Source organism: Sphingobium sp. Z007 (assembly GCF_900013425.1).
Lineage (GTDB): Bacteria > Pseudomonadota > Alphaproteobacteria > Sphingomonadales > Sphingomonadaceae > Sphingobium.
In genome coordinates, this window is sequence record NZ_FBXK01000005.1 from 891,319 (window position 1) to 910,635 (window position 19,317).

Consider the following 19,317-nt stretch of genomic DNA (forward strand, 5'->3'; position numbering starts at 1 on the left):
CGTTAGCCCGCTGTCGGCTCCGGCTCAACCCTTGCCGTGTCGCGATCGACCGCCATCAGCCGGCCGGTGAAGCATTGTCGCCACCAACTGATGTCCTGCCCCTCGACGCTATCCATCATCGCCCGCCAACGCCGCTTGCGCTCGTCCAGCGGCATGGCCAGCGCGCGCAGGATCGCGTCGGACATTTCTTCCGGGCTGTAGGGGTTGATGAGCAGCGCGTCCTTGAGCTGCATCGCCGCTCCGGCAAAGCGGGACAGGATCAGCACACCCGGATCGTCGGGGTCCTGTGCCGCCACATATTCCTTGGCAACCAGGTTCATGCCGTCGCGCAGCGGCGTCACCAGCCCGATCTTCGCGCCGCGGTAGATGCCGGCCAGCTTGTCGCGCGGATAGCCCTGGTTGACGTAACGGATCGGGGTCCAATCCACGTCGCTATATTCGCCGTTGATCCGCCCCGCGAGCGAATCCAGCGTCGCGCGGATCTGCTGATAGCTCTCCACTTCCCCGCGCGACGGCGGGGCGATCTGCGTCAGCACGATCTTGCGGTGATGTTCGGGATGGTCCTTGAGGAAACGGGCATAGCCGCCGAACCGCTCCTCCAGCCCCTTGCTATAGTCCAGCCGATCGACGCCGACGATCATGGTCCGGTCCTGTAAAGACGCGCGGACGAGCGTGCTCATCTGGTTGGCGGCCTCGCTGGTGGCGGCCTGTGCGAATTCCTGCGCATTGATGCCGATCGGGCAAGCTACCGCCTGGATGGTCCTATCGCCCACGGTCACGAAATCGCCGTCGACAGTCCCGCCCATTTCCCGCTCGACATAATGGCGGAAGGATTCGAGCCACTCTTCTGTGTGGAAGCCCACGACATCATAGGCGAACAGCGTGCTGACCAGCTTGCTGTGATGGGGCAGCGACACCAGCAGCCGGGTGGGCGGCCAGGGGATATGCAGGAAGAAACCGATCCGGTTGTTTAGCCCCTTGTCGCGCAGCATCTGGCCCAGCGGGATCATATGATAGTCATGGACCCAGATGACGTCTTCGGGTTCGATCAGTGGGGCGGCGGTGTCGGCGAAGCGCTTGTTTACCCTGTTATAGCCGCCCTCGAAATCGCGGGCATATTCGGCAAGGTCGATGCGGAAATGGAACAGCGGCCACAGCGTCTTGTTGGCATAGCCGTTGTAATATTCATCGACATCCTGTTCTTCCAGGTCGATCGTTGCGGTCTTGACGCCCTCATCCTCGGCAAAGCCGATATGGCCGGTGAAATTGTCGGTGACTTCGCCCGACCAGCCGACCCATATGCCGCGGCTTTCCCGCAGGGCTTGTGACAGGGCGACGGCAAGGCCGCCTTGGTTGCCGGACTTGCTGGGGCGACTGACCCGGTTCGATATGACGATAAGGCGGCTCATCGCATGACGCTCCACGGTTTGCTCAGCAAGACGGCGCAGTTTATGATGCCGACCAACGAGTAGGTCTGGGGATAATTCCCCCATAATTCCCCGGTGCTGGGGTCTATATCTTCGGACAGCAGCCCCGCGGCGGTGCGGCGGGACAGCATCTCCTCAAACAGATCGCGGGCTTCATCCGTCCGGCCGGTGCGATGCAACGCCTCGATCAGCCAGAATGTGCAGACGTTGAACGCTGTGACCGGCTCGCCGAAATCATCCGGCGCGCTGTATCGCAGCATGTCGTTGCCGCGCCGCAGGTCGGTTTCCAGCGCCGCTAATGTGCCGATGAACATCGGATCGTCGGCTGTCAGGAAACGCAGGTCCAGCAGTTGTAGTAACGACGCATCGCGCGAGTCATCCTCGAAATTCGCCGAAATCGCCTGGCTGTCGGTCCGCCATGCGGCCTCCAGGATGCGCGCCTTCATCGTATCCGCGCGGTTCTGCCAATGGGCTGACCGTAATGGCAGGTCCAGCGCAGTGGCCGCATGGGCCAGGCGATCGCACGCCGCCCAGCACATGACGGCGCTATAGCTGTGGACATGGGCGCGCGTGCGCAATTCCCATAAGCCCGCATCCGGCTTGTCATACACCGCCCAAGCGCGCTCGCCCACAGCCTCCAGCGCCTCGAAATCCGCATGGCCCGCCATCCGCAGCAATCGTTGATCGATGAAACCCTGCACCGATGACAATACGATCTGCCCATAAGCATCATGCTGGATCTGTTCATAGGCCGCGTTGCCGACGCGCACCGGTCCCATGCCACGATAGCCCGGCAGTTGCTCCGCCTCCCACTCGGTCAGCGTCGCATTGCCGCGCACGTCATAAAGCGGCTGGATGTGCCCGCCCTTTGCGCCGTCTACGATGTTGCGCAGATAGACGAGATAGCTTTCCAGCACGTCAAGCGCACCCAGCCGGTTGAGCGCCTCTACGGTATAATAAGCGTCCCGCACCCAGCAATAGCGATAGTCCCAATTGCGCCCGCTATTCGCATGTTCCGGGATGGACGTTGTCAGCGCGGCGACGATCGCGCCGGTTTCCTCATGCTGGCATAGCTTCAATGTGATGGCGGATCGGATCACCGCTTCCTGCCATTCGGCCGGGATCGCCAGGCCGCGTACCCAAAGCTGCCATTCGTTGATGGTGTCGTCCAGCATCCGCTCGATCGCGGGACGCAGCGCATCGGAAAAGCCTTCGTCCGGCCCCATGAAAAAATGCGCGTCCTGCTCCAGCCGGAACCAGCTTTCCTGCGCGATCAGGCCGATCGGCGCATTGGTCGATATCCGCATGGCCATGTAAGCCAGCACCATGCGGATATGGTTGGACCCATAGCTGACCGGCACTTTGTCCGCGTTCCAGGCAGTGGTCGGGCGCAATTTTACGCGAATCCGGGGGGAGCCGGCCACCGGCCGCACGATCCGAATGAAAGCGACGGGGCGGTAGATGCGGCCCTTATGTTTATGACGCGGGCAGAAATCGATAATCTCGATCGCGTTGCCCTGGCCGTCGCTTTGGCGGGTCACCAATATGGGCGTGTTGCGGATATATTGTTGTTCGACGGCGACGCAATTTTCCAATTCGATCGCCCAGAAGCCGCGCGCCTGCGGGTCATCCCACGCCTTGGCGTCCAACAGGGCAGAAAAAACCGGGTCGCCGTCCACGCGCGGGACGCAGGCCCACACCATGCGGCCCATGCGGTCGATCAGCGCAGAGGCCTGGCAATTACCGATGGGCCAAAGGTCAAGCGTACGCTCCCGTCCAGCCAGAATGGATTCACCTGATATGGATTGCTGTTGTGCTTGGATCGGTCTGCCCCTTTCGTTGCTCACGACAAGGGACGCCGAAAATTCTATCCGGCGACCCCCTCAGCCAGATAATGCCTGACGGCGGCAACCTGTTCCAAAGAGAATGTCGCCAATGTCGCGCGCGGGCCGCCGACCAATATGCCCGCGCCGCCCAATTCCACAGCGGCGGCAAAGCCTTCCTCATCGGTAACGTCATCGCCGATAAAGACCGGCACGCCGCCCGCCATCGGTGCAGTCTGCATCAGCGCGGTCAGCGCGCTACCCTTGTCCGCGCCGCCGGGACGCAGTTCATACAGCATCTTGCCATGTTGCAGGGCCAGGCCATGCTGTTGCGCCATGGCGGACGCCAGCAGACCGGCCTCATTAACCCATTGGGGCGCGCCGCGGAAATGCAGCCCGACGCTGATGGACTTGCGTTCGACCAGCAGGCCCGGCTTGTCCTCGATAAAGACGTTGAAGGCGGCCTCCACCGCATCGATCGCGGGCAGGCGGGGCGGCGCGTCCACCGCCGCGCCGGGCCGGGCGAACTCCAGACCATGCGTGCCGGACAGCAGGAAATCGCCGAACCCCAGATCGCGCAGCGTCGCGATCGATCGGCCGCTGACAATCGCCAAGCGCCCGTTCAGCCGATCACGAAGCCTGGCAAGCAGCGACAGCAGGTCATCATCGACATCCACCGCGTCGGGCGTGTCGGCCAGCGGCGCCAGCGTTCCATCGAAGTCGAGGAACAGCGCCGCGCCGTTCAGCAACGTGGTCGCAGGAGGGGGAAGAGCGGGCAGGGGAGCGAGAGCGGATGTGGGCACGCGCGCAAAGTGGCGTCCCCTGCCGAAACCGCAAGCCCCGATTTGATGCCGCCCGTCGATTTTATCGCCCAACCGTTCAGGACCGGCATCGACGCTCGCTCGCGGCCCAGGGCGCGGACCAATGGATGGCGTGCAACACCCTGAAAGCCTGCATGATCTGGGCCAATAACACGTCGATGCCGCTATTGATCTGCTGGCGGCTGTCATTCCTCAGCCGGTCCTCATATTCGTCGCGCATGATACCGTCCTCGCAAAGGGTGAAAGGCGAGCGGACATGTCGTCCGCCTGTTGCTTCTGCGCTTTTGCAGCCGTTGCCGCCAACAAAAGGCTGGACGCTTCAGATAAGCTCAGCTTATGAATGGCAGTATGTCGACGCTGCCGCCTTTCTCCGCCATCCGCGTGTTCGAGGCTGCCGCTCGCCTCGAAAATTTCACCAGCGCCGCGCAGGAACTGGGAATGACCCAAGCGGCGGTCAGCTATCAGGTGAAGCTGTTGGAGGAACGGCTGGGCCTCAGCCTGTTCCAGCGCATCGGGCGCAAGGTCGTGCTGACCGACAAGGGGCGCGACATTGCGCCTGTCCTGACCCGCGCCTTCGACCAGATGCGCCAGGGATTCGCCGCTCTGACACAGGATCATTCGGCCGTGCTGACGATCAGTTGCACCAACAGCTTCGCCCATCTCTGGCTCGCCCCCAGGATCGGCGCCTTCCAGATGCGCCATCCGCACCTCGCGGTGCGCATCCAGGCGGAGGACGCCGTTGTCGATCTTGCCCGCGCCGGCGCGGACCTCGCCATTCGCGGCGGGAAGGGCAATGGGCGGGGCTGGAATCCAAACTACTGACCCACAACCGGCTCGTGCCGATGTGTAGCCCGGCCTGGCTGGACCGGCACGGCCCGATCACCGATGCACAGGCGCTTCATGCCCTGCCGCGCCTGTCGCCTGACGATATGTGGTGGCATGAATGGCTCGCGGCGATGGGTGTGGAGGACGATCCGGCCCATGGCCCGCCGGGCATAGCGCTGGACAGCCAGGTGATGGAGGGTCGCGCGGCGATCGGCGGGCAAGGCGTCGCCATTCTCAACCATTTCCTGTGGAAAACGGAAGTGGAATCCGGCCTCTTGGTGGAAGCCGTGCCCTCCTATGTCCGGGAAATCGCCAGCTATTGGGTGGTCTATCCGCCGCACGCCCGCAACACGCCCAAGGTGAAAGCCTTTCGCGACTGGATCGTAGCGGCATTCGCCGCCGAGATCGCCGCAGATCCCGAAGGGCGATACTTGCCGCGCTGACGCCTTATGCGTATATTCGTGCGCACACCGAATGCAGGAGTCGGTCATGACCAAGCATGAGCGGATCGCCCCGCGAAAGGCGACCAACCTGTCATTGGACGTCGATCTGGTGGCGGACGCAAAAAAATTGGGCATCAACCTGTCCCGTGCATGCGAAGACGCCCTGCGCAGGGAGATCGCGGCGGAACGCGCACGGCGCTGGAAAGACGACAATGCAGCTGGCATCGCCGCATCCAATGCCTATGTCGAAAAACATGGATTGCCGCTTGAAAAATATCGGCAGTTCTAATGGCGCGTTTCTGTGTTCATCGCTTGCCAGATGACGCCTATGTTCTGGACTGCCAATCGGACCTGTTGGACCATCTGACGACGCGGTTCGTGGTGCCGCTGGTCCCACTCGACGATGTAGGAACACCGATGGCGCGCCTCAATCCGCAATTCGACATAGAGGGGCAACGCCTGGTCATGATGACCCAATTTTCAGGGGCGGTTTCTGCGCGGTCGTTGGGGAAAGTCGTGCTGTCGCTGCGGGACCAGGATTATGACATCTCCAAGGCCCTTGATATGTTGATCGCTGGTTTCTGACCAAATCCGTTTCCGTTTCGTGCCCGTCCTGCTATCCGACCTGCGATGACCGATTTTCGCGACCCGTTCGACGCCATCAAGGACCACCCGTTCGACGAAGCGCTCTCGCAGCGCTACCTCGTCTATGCGTTGTCCACCATCACCGCCCGATCGCTGCCTGACCTGCGCGACGGTCTCAAACCCGTGCACCGCCGCCTGCTCTGGGCAATGCGCCTGCTCAAGATGGAGCCGGGCGGCGCATCGCCTGACGTGCTGGTCGCCAACCCGGCGCGCAACACGACAAGCTACAAGAAATGCGCGCGCGTCGTTGGCGACGTCATCGGCAAATATCATCCGCATGGCGACACTTCTGTCTACGACGCGATGGTGCGGCTGGCGCAGGATTTCTCGTTGCGCACGCCTTTGGTCGACGGGCAGGGCAATTTCGGCAATATCGACGGCGATAACGCCGCGGCCATGCGCTATACCGAAGCGCGCCTGACCCAGGCCGCCGCCGACCTGATGGCCGGCCTGGACGAAGGCACGGTCGATTATCGCCCGACTTACAATGGCGAGGATGAAGAGCCGGAGGTTTTCCCCGGCCTCTTCCCCAACCTGCTCGCAAATGGTGCCAGCGGCATCGCAGTCGGCATGGCGACCAGCATCCCGCCGCACAATGTCACCGAACTGATTGATGCGGCCGGGCTGCTGATCGATGATCCCGACACCGATCATGCCGCCTTGATGCAGGTGGTGAAGGGACCGGACTTCCCGACCGGGGGCGTGCTGGTCGACAACCCGTCGATCATCTCCGAAGCCTATATCACTGGCCGAGGCGCGTTTCGCGCGCGCGCGCGCTGGCACAAGGAAGAGGGCGGACGCGGCACCTGGATCGCGGTCGTCACCGAAATTCCCTATCAGGTCCAGAAATCCAAACTGATCGAGCAGATCGCAGCGCTCATCAACGATCGCAAACTGCCCATCCTGGCCGACGTGCGCGACGAGAGCGACACGGAAATCCGCATCGTCATCGAACCGCGCGCGCGCACGGTCGATCCGCAAATGCTTATGGACAGCCTGTTTCGGCTGACCGATCTGGAAAATCGCTTCCCTCTGAACCTCAACGTCCTGGACGCCAGCCGCACCCCGCGCGTGCTGGGCCTGCGGCCGCTGCTGATCGAATGGCTCAAGCATCAGATCGATGTGCTGGTGCGGCGCGCCCAGCATCGGCTGGAAAAGATCGCCGGCCGGCTGGAACTGCTCGATGGCTATATCATCGCCTATCTCAACCTCGACCGGGTGATTGAAATCATCCGTACCGAGGATGAGCCGAAACAGGTGATGATGGACGAATTTGCGCTGAACGACCGCCAGGTCGAAGCGATCCTCAACATGCGGCTGCGGTCCCTGCGCAAGCTGGAGGAGATGGAATTGCGGCGTGAACATGCCGAACTGGTCAAGGAAAAGGAGGAACTGGAGAAGCTGGTCGAAAGCCCGGCCCGCCAGCGCACCCGCCTGAAACGCGACCTGGCCGCGCTGCGCAAGCGCTACGGCCCGGAAACCGATCTTGGCCGCCGCCGGACATTGGTCGAGGAAGCCGCTCCGGCACGCGAAATCCCACTGGAGGCGATGATCGAGCGCGAACCCATCACGGTGATCCTGTCGGAACGCGGCTGGATCAGGGCGATGAGCGGGCATCGCGACCTAGCCGCCGCCGATACGCTGAAATTCAAGGAAGGCGACGGGCCGCACTACGCCTTCCACGCCTATACGACCGATAAACTGCTGCTGGCGACATCGACTGGCCGCATCTACACTCTGGCGTCGGATAAACTGCCGGGCGGCCGGGGCTTTGGCGATCCGGTGCGCTCGCTGGTGGATATGGACAATGAAGGCGCGATCATCGCCTTCATGCCCGCGCGCCCCGGATCGGACCTGCTGCTGGCGTCATCGGATGGTCGTGGTTTCGTTGCGGCAACCACGGATCTGATGGCGGAAACCCGCAAGGGCAAGCAGGTCGTCAATGTCCGCGCAGGCGCGAAACTCAGCGTCATCCGTCCGATCCCGGCCGAAGCGGACAGCATTGCGGTCATCGGTGAAAATCGCAAATTGCTGGTCTTCCCCCTGACGGAAATGCCGAAAATGACCCGCGGGCAAGGCGTGCAGATGCAACGCTATCGCGACGGCGGCCTGTCCGACGCGATCGCCTTCCGCCTGTCCGACGGGCTTAGCTGGACCATGGGTGGCGAGTCGGGGCGCACCCGTACGGAAAGCGACATGCTGCCATGGAAAGTCGCGCGCGGTGCGGCCGGGCGCATGCCGCCCACGGGTTTCCCGCGCGATAATCGCTTCTGATTTCAGCGGTTTCGCCTTTAGTCTAAGTTATCTCGTTTCGGTCGTTAGCGTTTCCCGAAAATTTACTCCTTCCCGATACTGCGGGGGTATGGAATCGACGTCGATCCGCAATTTACCGGTCAAACAGGCCAGCGGCTCCCCCTTGCCGGGGGACAAGGACGCCTATGGCGCGCTGGGTATCGGCATGGCGGACTGGTTGTCGGCGCTGCCGCAGCTTGCCGCGATATTCTCTTACGCAAACGAAGAAATCTCCCTAGTTTGCGGCAATGCGCGCTTTACGTCTGCCTTCCAAGCGCAATCGGAGCGGGCCGACGCCGCCGCGAAGATGGTGGCGGCCTGGCGTGACCGCGTGCTGATCTTCATCCAATCTGGACGCGAGTCGGACAGCTTCGAATTGCGCCGTGATGGCAAGTTGGGGCCAGAATATTTCATGTGCACCATCGGTCGCCTGCCGGCAGCGGACGGGCGCCCCGAACATTATCTGTTGACCGCCACCGACCGCACCGGCGAGCGGACGATCGAGAAGAATCTCCGCCGCGAATTGCTGTCGGACGGTCTGACCGCCTTGCCCAACCGCACCGGCTTTGGCGAAGAGATTGATGATCGCCTCGCCAATTCCGCCTGGCCTGACAAAGCACAGTTCGGCATTATTGCGATCGACCTCAGCCGCTTCAGCCGTGTGAATGAATCGCTTGGCCCGATGGCCGGCGACGAACTGCTGATAACCGTTGCCAAGCGGCTGAAATCCAGCCTGCGTCAAGGCGATGTGCTGGCCCGCATCGGTGGCAATGATTTTGCTATTTTTGCGCGTTTAAACAATGGGTTATCAGACGCTCTTCATATCGTTCAGCGGATCAAGGAGGCGCTCAGCTCCCCCATACGCCTCAGTGATCTGCAAATCCGCGTCGATTGCGCGATCGGTTGCGCGCTCTCGCTTAATCTCGACGATGACCCCGACGATGTGGTGCGCAAGGCGCAAGCCGCGGTTAAGATCGCCAAGCGCAGCGGCAAGGTGGAGATCTATCGCAACGGCGTGCTCAAGGAAGCGCAGCGGCGCTTCTCGATCGAAAGCCGCCTGCGTGAAGCATTGGCGCACGGCGGGCTGACGCTCGCCTATCAGCCGCTCATCCACCTCCAGACGGGCGAGGTCACCGGGTTCGAGGCGCTGGCGCGCTGGAATGACGAGGAACTGGGGCATGTCCCGCCGGTCGAGTTCATCGCGGTAGCCGAAGAAAGCGGGCTCATCACGCCGCTGGGACGCTGGGCAGCTTATGAAGCGGCCCAAGCGCTATCGCGTTGGGATGCCCAATTCGGCCAGCCGCTCACCGTAGGCGTCAATGTCAATCTGTCCCCGATCCAAATGGCGCGCGACGACGTGGCCTCCATGTTCGAGGAAGCCTTGCGCTATGCGGGCATCGGCGGCCATCGGCTGACCGCGGAATTGACAGAAAGCGCCATCATCGCCGATCCCGACAAAGCGCGAAAGCTGCTCGTCGCGCTCAAGGGCCTGCATATGCCGATCGCGATGGACGATTTCGGCACCGGCTTCTCCAACCTCGCCAGCCTGCACAGCCTGCCGATCGACATATTGAAGATCGACCGCAGCTTCGTTTCCACGATGCTGGAGGATCATGACAAGGCGGTGATCGTCCGCACCATATTGTCGCTCGCCGAATCGCTCAATCTCAAGGTTACGGCCGAAGGGATCGAAACGCAGGCGCTGGCCCTGGCGCTCCAGCAGATGGGGTGCTGGCAGGGGCAGGGCTATCATTTCGCCAAGCCCATGCCCGAAGCCGAAGCCTTCGACTATTGGCGCGCGCGCTGGAATTTCGAAACGATCTGATCCGCGATGCCTGCCACGCGGTTCGAATCGGGAAAATCCTCCGCCACCCATTGATCCTGCACCGCACGCAATACCTTGGCCACATCCGGGCCGGGGGTCAGGCCACGCGCGATCAACGCCCCGCCGCCGATCGGCAGCGCAGGCGGGGTCCAGTCTCGCAGAGCTTCCAGCACGGTCAGCGGCTGGTTCGGGTCAAGCAGCAATCGGTCGATCGCGCCTTCCACGCCGACCCGATGGGCCAGCACGCGGGGGCTTTCCACGTTGCCTACAGGCTCCAGCGCCACGACCAGACGCTTGCGCCCCTTGTTCGACAGCTTCAGTCGCGCACCCACCGCTTCGGCGAGTGCCGCGTCGGGCGGCAACAGTGCAGCCAGCCGCCGCAACGCGGACGTGCCTATCCCGGCTTCCGCTTCTCGCGCGATCAGCCGCTCGATCCGCTCGATCCCGGCAGCATCCACCTCCGGCAACACCGGGCGCAATATGCCGCCCTCGACCATCAGCTGCAGCGCATGGATTGGCGAAGCAACGCCCAGCAATTTCAGCAATTCGTCCGCAATCCGCTCGCGCGACAGCGCCATCAGGCTGTTGGCTGCGGCGACACAGGCGTCGTACGCACTACTGTCCAACTCGTTGTCGCCATAGCGCGCCAGGAAGCGGAAATAGCGCAATATGCGCAGATGATCCTCGGCGATCCGCGCCGACGCGTCGCCGATGAATCGCAGCCGCCGCGCCCCCAGATCGGCGATCCCGCCGAAATAGTCACTGATCGCGCCGGTCAGCGGATCGGCATAAAGGGCATTGATGGTGAAGTCGCGCCGTGCCGCATCCTCCTGCCAATCGTCGGTATAGGCGATGGTCGCGCGTCGCCCGTCGGTGCTGACGTCGCGGCGCAAAGTGGTGATCTCGACCGGCCCGTCGGGCAGGACGGCGGTGATAGTGCCATGATCAATCCCGGTCGGCACCGCCTTGATGCCTGCGCGCTTCAGCCGGGCGACCACGTCATGCGGGTCCAGCGTGGTCGCGATGTCGATATCGTTGACCGGCAGGCCCAGCAGCCCGTCGCGCACCGCCCCGCCGACGAATCGCGCCTGGCCCTTCGCCGCATCGAGTGCGCCAAAAAGACCATCCAACCCCGGACGATGGCGCCACACGGCGTCAGGCAGCTTCATGGTCATGGCCCAGCCTGCGCGAAAGATTGGCGAGAATGGCGGCGGTAATGCCCCAGATGCGGCGGCCTTCCCAATAAATTTCGTAATAATGGCGCTGCTTGCCCTCAAACTCCACCGCATGGCGCACCCTCCGCGCGGGGTCGAGCGCATAGGCCAGCGGCAGTTCGAACCAGTCGGCCACCTCGCTCTCCTGCGCACGTAGCGGCAGGTCGGGCGGAATGACGCCCAGCACCGGGACGATGTCGAATCCGGTAAAGGTGTGATAGCGATCCGATGTCCCGATCACCTGCACCTGGTCGGGCGGCAGCGCGATTTCCTCCTGCGCCTCGCGCAGCGCGCCGGCGATTTCATCGGCATCCTCCGCGTCCACCCGGCCGCCAGGAAAGGCGATCTGGCCCGCATGTTTGCGCAGGCGCGACGATCGCTCGGTCAGGATCAGGCCCGGTTCCGGCCGGTCGGTGATCGCCACCAGCACCGCCGCGGGGGCCAATGCGATCTCGCCGTCGATCCGCGGATCGCGCATGGCGTCCAGCGCCAGGTCTTCCCGCCTGTGCCCCTCGTCCAGCGCGGCGCGTAGCCGCTGCGCCAGCGTCATGCCTCGCCGTCCAGCGGGAAGAACGCGCCGTCGCTCCACAGCCCGATTCGCTCGCCGTCTTCCTCCAGGGCCAGGTTCATCAACTCATAATAGACGCTGCGCGTGACCAGCGCCTCCATGCCGCCGCGCACATGCAGATAGGGATGCGGCCCGTCCGGCGTCTCGCGCAGGATCAGCCCATGGTCCGGCCCTGCCGTCACGATATCGCCATTCTTGATCTGGAAGGCGAGGGTGCGATCCCGCCCTTCGCCTTCGCTTTTCAGTTCCACCGCGACAAAGGGCGCATCTTCGACCGCGATGTCCAACTTCTCGACCGGCGTCACCAGCACATGGCTGCCATCCGGCTCGCGCCGCAATATGGAGGAGAAGAGCCGCACCATCGTTTCCCGGCCGATCGGCGACCCCTGGTGGAACCAGGTGCCGTCGCGCGCGATCCGCATCTCGCTGTCGCCACAATGATCGGGATTCCATTTTTCCACCGGCGGCAGGCGTTTTTCGGCGGCTAGCCGCGCGATATCGGCGAGCGAAAGGGTGGACAGGTCGGGCAGGGGGTCCATCGGCATGGTGCGGAGATAGGAGCCTCTTGCTCGAAGGCAAAGGGCAAATCAGGCCGAGACGGCGATTCTAGGCTCCAGCATCCCGCTCCCGCCGATCGGCCGTCCATCGACCGACAGCGCGAGCAACCGGCGCGGCTCGAACGGACCGGGGGCGTCCCATCCGGCCGTGCCGTCCGCGACGAAGCCCCAGAAGCGGCCATAATATTCAGGATCGCCGATCATCATCAGCGGCTCGCTGCCCTGCGCGCGGGCGGCGGCGACCACTGCGTCCATCATCGCCCTGCCATGGCCGCCAAATTGATGCGCCGGATCGACCGCGACCGGCCCCACCATGATGAGCGGCATTTGGGCGCCACCGGCTTGGCGCAACGCCACCGGCCAGCTTTGCAGCGACCCGATCAGCGCACCGTCGGCATCGACCGTGGCGAAGGATAGAGCGGGCAGCCAGGGCATCCCCATGCGGATGCGATAGGCCGTGCGTCCGTGCCGGTCGGCGCCGAACGCCGCGTCGAGCAAGCGTTCGATCGCGGCATCAGGCTGGCTGTCGAGGGGAAGAATGAGAGACACGTCTTGCCGATCCGCCATCAATGGCGCATGGGGCAGCGCCGGAAGCGGGGCTTTAGCGCCCGCTTTGCAAAATGAAAGATTAAATTGGCCCGCCCGCACGGCACGGAATGGGCCTTTAAGTTGGCGAACTATGCAGACTGGATTTGACGATTTTCTGACGCTGGAGGTCAACGACCTGCATGTCGACGTGCTGACCGGCATTTATTCGGAGGAGACGCATCTCCCCCAGCCGCTGCGCATATCGATCCGCGCCCGCCTGCGAATCGCTGATCATTATGAGCCGGACACGGCGCTCAGCCAGTCGAAAAACTATATGGATCTGAAACACGCCGCCTCGACCGCGCTGCCCGAAGGCGTGCATTTCACCCTGATCGAAGCGGTGGCCGACCATATCATCGACACCATCTTCCTGCAGGACGACAAGGTGAGCCATGTCGAAGTGAAGATCGTGAAGCTGGCGCTCAGCGAGCGCGGCGAGGAAATCGGCATCACGCTGGGCCGCGGACGGAAATAACCATCGCCGTCATTGCGAGCGAAGCGAAGCATCCAAACGCGCGACGTGGACTGCTTCGCTTCGCTCGCAATGACGCGTGTCTCACCCCTTCTTAATAAGCCCGATCTCTATCAACCGCTCGGTCAGATAATCATGCGCGCTGATCGGCGGATCGCGGCGCGGATTATCGTCGCTCACGCATTGCGGCAGCGCGTCGATCATGAAATCGGGCCGCAGATGCAGGAAGAATGGCATGGAATAGCGCGAATGGCCGCGCCGTTCGGGCGGCGGATTCACCACGCGGTGGCTGGTCGACGGCAGCATATGGTTGGTCAATCGTTGCAGCATGTCGCCGACATTGATCGCCAGAGCGCCGGGCGGCGGCACGACGGGCAGCCAGTTGCCGCCGCGATCTTTCAATTCCAGCCCGCCTTCCTCCGCCCCCAGCAGCAGCGTGATGAGGTTGATGTCTTCATGCGCCCCCGCGCGTATGCCAGGCGCCTGCGCCGACACCGGCGGATAATGCAGTAGCCGCAGGATCGAATTGCCGTTTTCAACTGGACCATCGAACCACCGTTCGGGCAGGCCGAGATAAAGCGCGATCGCCGACAGCAATTCCGCACCGACCCGATCGAACTCGCGATAGAGTTTGGCGAAGACCGGCTTGAATTCCGGCATGTCGTCGGGCCAGACATTGGGCGGCATCGTCGCGGTCAACGGATCGCCTTCGGGCAGGTCGCGGCCGACATGCCAGAATTCCTTCAGGTCGTTCTCGCTTGCGCCCTTCGCGATTTCCGTGCCGAACGCAGTATAGCCGCGTTGCCCGCCATTCACTTTGGCGTTGTAGCGCTGCTTCACATCCTCCGGCAGCGCGAAGAATCGCCGCGCCAATGCCCATCCGTCATCGACCAGCGCCGGGTCCATGCCATGGTCCTTCACCATGGCGAAACCGAACTGCTGGAAGGATCGGCCGAACGCGTCGGCGAAATCCGCCTTGCTCATATCCGCCATGGACAGGACAGGCACCTGATCCATTACCGCTTGCGACACGTTTTATCTCCAAATAGCATTTGTCGGGGTCGTGCCCGGCATATCGGGCGGCCCGCGCGTACCGCCATCCTTGATCGCGCCGGGACGCTGTTGCAAGAAGGCAAAATGAACTATTGGCTGATGAAATCGGAACCCGACGTCTTTTCCTACGACGATCTCGTCAAGAAAGGAAAAGCCGAATGGGACGGGGTGCGCAACCATGCCGCCCAGGGCCATATGAAGGCGATGCGCAAGGGCGATCGCGCCTTCTTCTATCATAGCAATATCGGGCTGGAGGCGGTCGGGATCATGACCATCGTCGAAGAAGCCGCGCCCGATAGCACCGACGACAGCGGCAAATGGATCGCGGTCCATGTCGCGCCGCATGAAAAGCTCGACAAACCGGTGTCGCTCAAGGCGATGAAGGCCGATCCGGCCCTGTCCGACATGGTGATGCTGCGCCAATCGCGCCTGTCGGTCGCGCCACTGACAAAGGCGCAGTTCGACCATATCGTCGCAATGTCAAAGGCTTGATCCGCCGTGCCGCGCGCAGTTGCGCATGATGCAACTGGATCGGCATTTTTTGCGATTGTCGCATTGCCGCGCTGCAACATAGAAGCGCCTCAACAGAACAAGAAAAACAACAAGAGGTGTTTGATCGGCATTCACAAGGAGTTTACCCATGCGAATGCTGTCCAAGTTCATTGTCACCGGCGCCCTGAGCGCCATTGTCGCCGTCGCTGCTCCCGCCCAGGCTGAAGAAGCCGGCAAGCAGCGCTTCACCCACGAAGGTTATACCTACGTGTATGAAGTCAAGGACACCAAGACCGGCAAGGTCATCTCCGGCCGTCGCTTCCCCGATGCGGTCGCATTCAACCTGGCCGTCAAGAATGGCAAGGTTTCGGGCGTGTCGGGTGGCCAGCAGGTCGCCTTCAAGGTTGAAGACGCGCGCGGCGCTGCTTCGGAATAAGCCTCCAGGCTTTTCAGAATTTAGGGACGGCATCCGACGGGATGCCGTCCCTTTTTTGTTGGGCTTACAGGCAGGTATAAAGAACCGGCAATTTCCAGCCGGCTCTTGCGCCGTCAGCGGCAGCTGCGCTTGCTGTCGATCGACTTGCCGAGCAGCGCGCCACCGGCTGCGCCCAGGATCGTTCCTGTTGCGCGGTCACCGCGAGTGTCGATCGCCCGCCCGACCAGCGCACCGCCGACGCCGCCGACGATCAGGCCAGTCGTCCCATTGGACTTGCGGCAATAGGTCCGGCCATCACGACCGCGCCATTCCTTGTAGCGATAATTTTTGCGCGCCTGGGCGCCGTCCGTCGGCACTGCCATGGACATGGGAATGGCCATCGAAACGGCGGCCAGGGCGAGTAGGGCTTTACACATGCGTATCTCCTCCGATAGCGTGATTTGTCGCTTGAACCCTCTAACCTTGATCCAGGTTGCATGAACATCAGGCAACGATTTAAGCCGCTGTTTCTGAGGCAATAAATTTTGAGGTGAATGGATGCGGGCGGACGACGAGCAGTATGGGCGAACCTTGATCGATCGACTTGGCCTGCTCGCTCATCCCGAAGGCGGCTGGTATAGGGAGACATGGCGGGCCGCGGCGGCGCCTGGCGAACGGGCCGCGGGCACGGCGATTCTTTTCCTGCTGGAGGCGCATCAGCGCTCGCACTGGCACCGTGTCGATGCGGAGGAACATTGGTTCTGGCATGCCGGTGCGCCGATGATCCTCTCGATCGCTCCTCCCGGCGAGCCGGCGTGCGACCTGCTGCTGGGGCCGGACATCCTGAACGGGCACATGCCGCAGGGCCGCGTGCCGACTGGGCATTGGCAGGCATCGACGCCGCAAGGCGGGTGGACGCTGGTCAGTTGTACGGTCACGCCGGGCTTTGATTTTGCGGGCTTTTCGCTCGCGCCGCCGCACTGGTCGCCGCCGGGCTGAAACTTATCCACAGCTTTGCGTTTCGCACCGTCACAAATCTGTCCGATTTCGCTTGGAGCGACTCGCCGATGGTGAGACCATCCTTGCATCGAGACGGCGGAAACGGAGCGATCCATATCCGAAATCACTGGGGAATCAGCGATTTATTCCGTCAAGATCGTCCGCTAGCAGGCCATTTCCGCGAGGATCGCGCCGGGCAGACGGACGGGATGTTTGGGACCATTGCCGGGCACGCGCGAAAGTGAACGTCGGGCATCGGAACCAAGCAGCCAGCACCGGGAAGGCGGCCCTTGGCCTAGAGCCCGGAGCAACCTGTATGGCCGCCCTCGCCCGAGGACGACGTTCAGGATACGCCGGGCCGATGATCGCATCCCGCAAGGGACGCGGATCGCATGACCCGACGGAAATGGGGACCGGCAGCAATGCCGGCCCCCATTTTGCGTTTTGGGGCAAGAATCGCCAGATCGTCCGCCAAGGATTTCAATAACGGATGCCGAATGCGCTAGACAAAGGCGAACCCACGCGATGGGGTTATCGGGCGGCAATGCGCAGACGAAAATGGTGCCGGCTACAGGATTCGAACCCGTGGCCCCCTGATTACAAATCAGGTGCTCTACCAACTGAGCTAAGCCGGCGCGCCTTTGCGACGGCACGCCCATACTATCAGATGACGCCGAACGTCCAGCCCTCAGTGCGCGCAATCTGCGCCGTCAGCATGGCCGGCGTCCACAAGGCGCGTTCAACCGCCGCCCGACGCATCCAGGCGGCGGTCACGATCGCGTCCGCCCCATGGTCGTCGGGCATCGGGCCGTCATGCGCCGCCGATCCCAGCGCCGTCAGCGCATCGTTCAACGCCACAGCATCGCGCATCTTGCTGCGCCCCTTGGGCCGCCCGGCGGCGCGCGCGGCGATGCTGGTATAGATTTCCACGATCACCGATCCCGCATCTGGCAGTGGATCGAACGGCCAGACCGGCAGCTTGCCGCGCAGATGATGCAGCATCCGCATACCCGCAAAGCTGGCCTTAGCGACCTGCGCCGCGCCGATCGCGTCATAGACGGTCGATGGCTTGCCCCCGCCGCCCGCCTTATACTGCGCCTCGCATACGCGATTATGCATGAAGGCCGCCTTCACCCCATCGGCCTTGCCGAAATAGAAATGACGGCGATGCGCGACCTCCAGCAGGCTGGCCGCGCCCAGATCGACATCCTCGCACATCGCATCGACATAGGCCCAGAAAGCCGGGCCATCCTCCGGCACCCGATCGCCGGGGAGGTAGCCGCCCCGCGCCACGAAGGGCGGCGCAAAGCTGAAGTCGAAGCCGAATAGGGTAGGGGCCTGGCGCCCGGCGTCGATCAACCAATCTGCTACTCCCTGCCGCGACCAGACGCCGCCCGGTGCCGTCACCAGCCGCGGCACGGCATCGCCCGCCTCGCACAGCGCCACCGCAATCCCCTTGTGCCGCGCGCCCTTGGCCCCTGACCAATCGATCGCGGCGAACCGCGCGAAATGCGTCACCCGCCCGCGCGCTCCGCCCGCAAACGGTCCCAATGAGCGATCCGCTCGGCGATCCGCGCCTCGAACCCGCGATCCGTCGGCGCATAGAAGGTCTGCGGCGTCATCTCCTCCGGCCAGTAATTGGCCCCGGAAAAGCCCTCCGCCGCATCATGGTCATATTGATAGCCTTTGCCATAGCCGACCTGCTTCATCAGCTTGGTGGGGGCGTTGACGATGTTCATCGGGGGCATCAGCGACCCGGTGTCGCGCGCCGATTTGAACGACGCCTTCATCGCCGCATAGGCCGCGTTCGATTTGGGCGCGGTCGCGCAATAGAGGCACGCCTGCACGATCGCCAATTCGCCTTCGGGCGACCCAAGGAAATCATAGGCATCCTTGGCCGCCAGGCACTGCACCACCGCCTGCGGATCGGCCAGCCCGATATCTTCGGTGGCGAACCGCACCAGCCGCCGCAACACATAAAGTGGCTCTTCCCCCGCCGTCAGCATCCGCGCCAGATAATAGAGCGCCGCCTGCGGGTCCGACCCGCGCAGCGATTTATGCAGCGCGGAGATGAGGTTATAATGCCCCTCCCGATCCTTGTCATACACGGCGACCCGACGGTGAAGCAGGGCGGACAGGCCCGCCGCATCCAGCGGTTCGGGCAGGTCGATGGAATAGAGCGTCTCAACCTGGTTCAGCAAAAAGCGCCCGTCGCCATCTGCGCTCGCCACCAGCGCCTCACGCGCGGCGGCGTCGATCGGCACCGGCCGCCCGGTCAGCGCTTCGGCCCGGTCGAGCAACTGCTCCAGCGCCGCCGCGTCCAGCCGTCGCAGGATCAGCACCTGCGCCCGCGACAACAGCGCCGCATTCAACTCGAAGCTGGGATTTTCGGTCGTCGCCCCGACCAGCGTGACGGTGCCATCTTCAACGAAAGGCAAGAAACCGTCCTGTTGCGCCCGGTTGAAGCGGTGGATCTCATCCACGAACAATAACGTCTTCTCGCCGCGCCGGGCATGGTCCTTGGCGCTCGCGAACAGCTTCTTGAGGTCGGCCACGCCCGAAAACACCGCCGATATCGGCGCAAAGCGCATCCCCACCGCATCGGCCAGCAGCCGCGCCGTCGTCGTTTTGCCTGTGCCGGGCGGCCCCCAGAGGATGATCGAAGACAGCCGACCCGCGGCCACCATCCGGCCGATCGCGCCATCCGGTCCGGTCAGATGTTCCTGCCCCACCACATCGGCCAGCGTACGCGGGCGCAAACGGTCGGCGAGCGGCGCTGTATCGGCCTGCCCGTCGGCGGCGGAAAGATCATCGGAAGCAAAAAGGTCGGCCATCGCTACCGATATAGGGCGTGGCGC

At 63.1% G+C, this 19,317-nt stretch carries 20 protein-coding genes, 1 tRNA gene and 1 pseudogene; 9 read left to right on the forward strand and 13 right to left on the reverse strand.

Annotated elements, in window-relative coordinates:
* Nucleotides 1–2 precede the first annotated feature (2 nt).
* The 4 genes from otsA to CEQ44_RS24420 all read right to left on the reverse strand — a co-directional run bounded on the left by otsA (nucleotide 3) and on the right by CEQ44_RS24420 (nucleotide 4,291).
* Nucleotides 3–1,409, reverse strand: a complete 1,407-nt coding sequence (gene otsA, locus CEQ44_RS12270; protein WP_088182752.1) for an alpha,alpha-trehalose-phosphate synthase (UDP-forming) — start codon at nucleotides 1,407–1,409, stop codon at nucleotides 3–5.
* Nucleotides 1,406–3,175 (reverse strand): glycoside hydrolase family 15 protein, encoded by a 1,770-nt coding sequence (locus CEQ44_RS12275; protein WP_254913725.1) that lies wholly within the window; start codon nucleotides 3,173–3,175, stop codon nucleotides 1,406–1,408. The genes otsA and CEQ44_RS12275 overlap by 4 nt, the downstream gene beginning before the upstream one ends.
* A 119-nt stretch (nucleotides 3,176–3,294) precedes the next feature.
* Entirely contained in the window at nucleotides 3,295–4,053 is a 759-nt protein-coding gene (otsB, locus tag CEQ44_RS12280) for a trehalose-phosphatase (protein WP_088182807.1), read from the reverse strand.
* Nucleotides 4,054–4,129: 76 nt separating this feature from the next.
* The gene (locus CEQ44_RS24420) at nucleotides 4,130–4,291 is read right to left on the reverse strand and encodes a hypothetical protein (protein ID WP_176400229.1); all 162 of its coding nucleotides are present in this window, start codon (nucleotides 4,289–4,291) and stop codon (nucleotides 4,130–4,132) included.
* A 128-nt stretch (nucleotides 4,292–4,419) separates the two neighbouring features.
* Between CEQ44_RS24420 and CEQ44_RS12285 the strand changes: the two are divergent.
* The 5 genes and pseudogenes from CEQ44_RS12285 to CEQ44_RS12305 all read left to right on the forward strand — a co-directional run bounded on the left by CEQ44_RS12285 (nucleotide 4,420) and on the right by CEQ44_RS12305 (nucleotide 10,101).
* Nucleotides 4,420–5,339 (forward strand): annotated as a pseudogene (locus CEQ44_RS12285) (LysR substrate-binding domain-containing protein).
* 46 nt (nucleotides 5,340–5,385) lie between these two features.
* Complete coding sequence (locus tag CEQ44_RS12290) at nucleotides 5,386–5,628, forward strand: type II toxin-antitoxin system CcdA family antitoxin (RefSeq protein ID WP_088182806.1); 243 nt, start codon at nucleotides 5,386–5,388, stop codon at nucleotides 5,626–5,628.
* Nucleotides 5,628–5,924, forward strand: coding sequence for a CcdB family protein (locus tag CEQ44_RS12295; RefSeq protein ID WP_088182751.1), 297 nt, complete (start codon nucleotides 5,628–5,630; stop codon nucleotides 5,922–5,924). Before CEQ44_RS12290 ends, CEQ44_RS12295 begins: the two co-directional genes overlap by 1 nt.
* Nucleotides 5,925–5,969: 45 nt before the next feature.
* The gene (gene parC, locus CEQ44_RS12300; RefSeq protein ID WP_088182750.1) at nucleotides 5,970–8,258 is read left to right on the forward strand and encodes a DNA topoisomerase IV subunit A; all 2,289 of its coding nucleotides are present in this window, start codon (nucleotides 5,970–5,972) and stop codon (nucleotides 8,256–8,258) included.
* A gap of 88 nt (nucleotides 8,259–8,346) precedes the next feature.
* Nucleotides 8,347–10,101 (forward strand): bifunctional diguanylate cyclase/phosphodiesterase, encoded by a 1,755-nt coding sequence (locus tag CEQ44_RS12305; protein WP_088182749.1) that lies wholly within the window; start codon nucleotides 8,347–8,349, stop codon nucleotides 10,099–10,101.
* Here CEQ44_RS12305 and CEQ44_RS12310 read toward each other — a convergent pair.
* The 4 genes from CEQ44_RS12310 to CEQ44_RS12325 are packed head-to-tail and all read right to left on the reverse strand — an operon-like array spanning nucleotide 10,065 to nucleotide 13,007.
* A complete protein-coding gene (locus tag CEQ44_RS12310) occupies nucleotides 10,065–11,276 on the reverse strand; it encodes a CCA tRNA nucleotidyltransferase (protein WP_088182748.1) in 1,212 nt (403 codons plus the stop codon). The genes CEQ44_RS12305 and CEQ44_RS12310 overlap by 37 nt on opposite strands.
* Complete coding sequence (locus CEQ44_RS12315; RefSeq protein WP_088182747.1) at nucleotides 11,257–11,865, reverse strand: CoA pyrophosphatase; 609 nt, start codon at nucleotides 11,863–11,865, stop codon at nucleotides 11,257–11,259. The genes CEQ44_RS12310 and CEQ44_RS12315 overlap by 20 nt, the downstream gene beginning before the upstream one ends.
* Nucleotides 11,862–12,428, reverse strand: a complete 567-nt coding sequence (locus CEQ44_RS12320) for a DUF1285 domain-containing protein (RefSeq protein WP_088182746.1) — start codon at nucleotides 12,426–12,428, stop codon at nucleotides 11,862–11,864. Before CEQ44_RS12320 ends, CEQ44_RS12315 begins: the two co-directional genes overlap by 4 nt.
* A gap of 42 nt (nucleotides 12,429–12,470) precedes the next feature.
* Nucleotides 12,471–13,007: a GNAT family N-acetyltransferase gene (locus tag CEQ44_RS12325; protein WP_176400227.1), complete on the reverse strand. Its 537-nt coding sequence runs from the start codon at nucleotides 13,005–13,007 to the stop codon at nucleotides 12,471–12,473.
* A gap of 112 nt (nucleotides 13,008–13,119) precedes the next feature.
* On the opposite strand from CEQ44_RS12325, the gene CEQ44_RS12330 reads away from it, so the two are divergent.
* Nucleotides 13,120–13,503 (forward strand): dihydroneopterin aldolase, encoded by a 384-nt coding sequence (locus CEQ44_RS12330; protein WP_088182745.1) that lies wholly within the window; start codon nucleotides 13,120–13,122, stop codon nucleotides 13,501–13,503.
* Between the two features lie 81 nt (nucleotides 13,504–13,584).
* On the opposite strand, the gene CEQ44_RS12335 is transcribed toward CEQ44_RS12330, so the two are convergent.
* Complete coding sequence (locus CEQ44_RS12335) at nucleotides 13,585–14,532, reverse strand: isopenicillin N synthase family oxygenase (RefSeq protein ID WP_088182744.1); 948 nt, start codon at nucleotides 14,530–14,532, stop codon at nucleotides 13,585–13,587.
* 105 nt (nucleotides 14,533–14,637) lie between these two features.
* On the opposite strand from CEQ44_RS12335, the gene CEQ44_RS12340 reads away from it, so the two are divergent.
* Both CEQ44_RS12340 and CEQ44_RS12345 read left to right on the forward strand, forming a co-directional pair.
* Nucleotides 14,638–15,045, forward strand: coding sequence for an EVE domain-containing protein (locus tag CEQ44_RS12340; protein WP_088182743.1), 408 nt, complete (start codon nucleotides 14,638–14,640; stop codon nucleotides 15,043–15,045).
* A 154-nt stretch (nucleotides 15,046–15,199) separates the two neighbouring features.
* Entirely contained in the window at nucleotides 15,200–15,481 is a 282-nt protein-coding gene (locus tag CEQ44_RS12345) for a hypothetical protein (RefSeq protein ID WP_088182742.1), read from the forward strand.
* Between the two features lie 113 nt (nucleotides 15,482–15,594).
* Here CEQ44_RS12345 and CEQ44_RS12350 read toward each other — a convergent pair whose 3' ends face one another.
* Nucleotides 15,595–15,897, reverse strand: a complete 303-nt coding sequence (locus CEQ44_RS12350; protein WP_088182741.1) for a glycine zipper 2TM domain-containing protein — start codon at nucleotides 15,895–15,897, stop codon at nucleotides 15,595–15,597.
* Nucleotides 15,898–16,018: 121 nt separating this feature from the next.
* On the opposite strand from CEQ44_RS12350, the gene CEQ44_RS12355 reads away from it, so the two are divergent.
* Entirely contained in the window at nucleotides 16,019–16,459 is a 441-nt protein-coding gene (locus CEQ44_RS12355) for a cupin domain-containing protein (RefSeq protein WP_088182740.1), read from the forward strand.
* Nucleotides 16,460–17,018: 559 nt separating this feature from the next.
* Here CEQ44_RS12355 and CEQ44_RS12360 read toward each other — a convergent pair.
* The 3 genes from CEQ44_RS12360 to CEQ44_RS12370 all read right to left on the reverse strand — a co-directional run bounded on the left by CEQ44_RS12360 (nucleotide 17,019) and on the right by CEQ44_RS12370 (nucleotide 19,293).
* Nucleotides 17,019–17,094 (reverse strand) — tRNA-Thr (locus CEQ44_RS12360).
* Between the two features lie 28 nt (nucleotides 17,095–17,122).
* Entirely contained in the window at nucleotides 17,123–17,977 is an 855-nt protein-coding gene (locus CEQ44_RS12365; RefSeq protein WP_254913723.1) for a hypothetical protein, read from the reverse strand.
* Entirely contained in the window at nucleotides 17,974–19,293 is a 1,320-nt protein-coding gene (locus CEQ44_RS12370) for a replication-associated recombination protein A (protein WP_088189865.1), read from the reverse strand. The genes CEQ44_RS12365 and CEQ44_RS12370 overlap by 4 nt, the downstream gene beginning before the upstream one ends.
* Between the last annotated feature and the right edge of the window lie 24 nt (nucleotides 19,294–19,317).

What these genes read in the sequence shown, in the direction of transcription:
- CEQ44_RS12350 (WP_088182741.1), bottom strand. Translation starts at nt 15,897, where the DNA reads ATGTGTAAAGCCCTACTCGCCCTGGCCGCCGTTTCGATGGCCATTCCC.
- CEQ44_RS12355 (WP_088182740.1), top strand. Translation starts at nt 16,019, where the DNA reads ATGCGGGCGGACGACGAGCAGTATGGGCGAACCTTGATCGATCGACTT.
- CEQ44_RS12305 (WP_088182749.1), top strand. Translation starts at nt 8,347, where the DNA reads ATGGAATCGACGTCGATCCGCAATTTACCGGTCAAACAGGCCAGCGGC.
- CEQ44_RS12340 (WP_088182743.1), top strand. Translation starts at nt 14,638, where the DNA reads ATGAACTATTGGCTGATGAAATCGGAACCCGACGTCTTTTCCTACGAC.
- CEQ44_RS12370 (WP_088189865.1), bottom strand. Translation starts at nt 19,293, where the DNA reads ATGGCCGACCTTTTTGCTTCCGATGATCTTTCCGCCGCCGACGGGCAG.
- CEQ44_RS12320 (WP_088182746.1), bottom strand. Translation starts at nt 12,428, where the DNA reads ATGCCGATGGACCCCCTGCCCGACCTGTCCACCCTTTCGCTCGCCGAT.
- CEQ44_RS12295 (WP_088182751.1), top strand. Translation starts at nt 5,628, where the DNA reads ATGGCGCGTTTCTGTGTTCATCGCTTGCCAGATGACGCCTATGTTCTG.
- CEQ44_RS12330 (WP_088182745.1), top strand. Translation starts at nt 13,120, where the DNA reads ATGCAGACTGGATTTGACGATTTTCTGACGCTGGAGGTCAACGACCTG.
- otsA (WP_088182752.1), bottom strand. Translation starts at nt 1,409, where the DNA reads ATGAGCCGCCTTATCGTCATATCGAACCGGGTCAGTCGCCCCAGCAAG.
- parC (WP_088182750.1), top strand. Translation starts at nt 5,970, where the DNA reads ATGACCGATTTTCGCGACCCGTTCGACGCCATCAAGGACCACCCGTTC.
- CEQ44_RS12325 (WP_176400227.1), bottom strand. Translation starts at nt 13,007, where the DNA reads ATGGCGGATCGGCAAGACGTGTCTCTCATTCTTCCCCTCGACAGCCAG.
- CEQ44_RS12310 (WP_088182748.1), bottom strand. Translation starts at nt 11,276, where the DNA reads ATGACCATGAAGCTGCCTGACGCCGTGTGGCGCCATCGTCCGGGGTTG.
- CEQ44_RS24420 (WP_176400229.1), bottom strand. Translation starts at nt 4,291, where the DNA reads ATGCGCGACGAATATGAGGACCGGCTGAGGAATGACAGCCGCCAGCAG.
- CEQ44_RS12290 (WP_088182806.1), top strand. Translation starts at nt 5,386, where the DNA reads ATGACCAAGCATGAGCGGATCGCCCCGCGAAAGGCGACCAACCTGTCA.
- CEQ44_RS12345 (WP_088182742.1), top strand. Translation starts at nt 15,200, where the DNA reads ATGCTGTCCAAGTTCATTGTCACCGGCGCCCTGAGCGCCATTGTCGCC.
- CEQ44_RS12315 (WP_088182747.1), bottom strand. Translation starts at nt 11,865, where the DNA reads ATGACGCTGGCGCAGCGGCTACGCGCCGCGCTGGACGAGGGGCACAGG.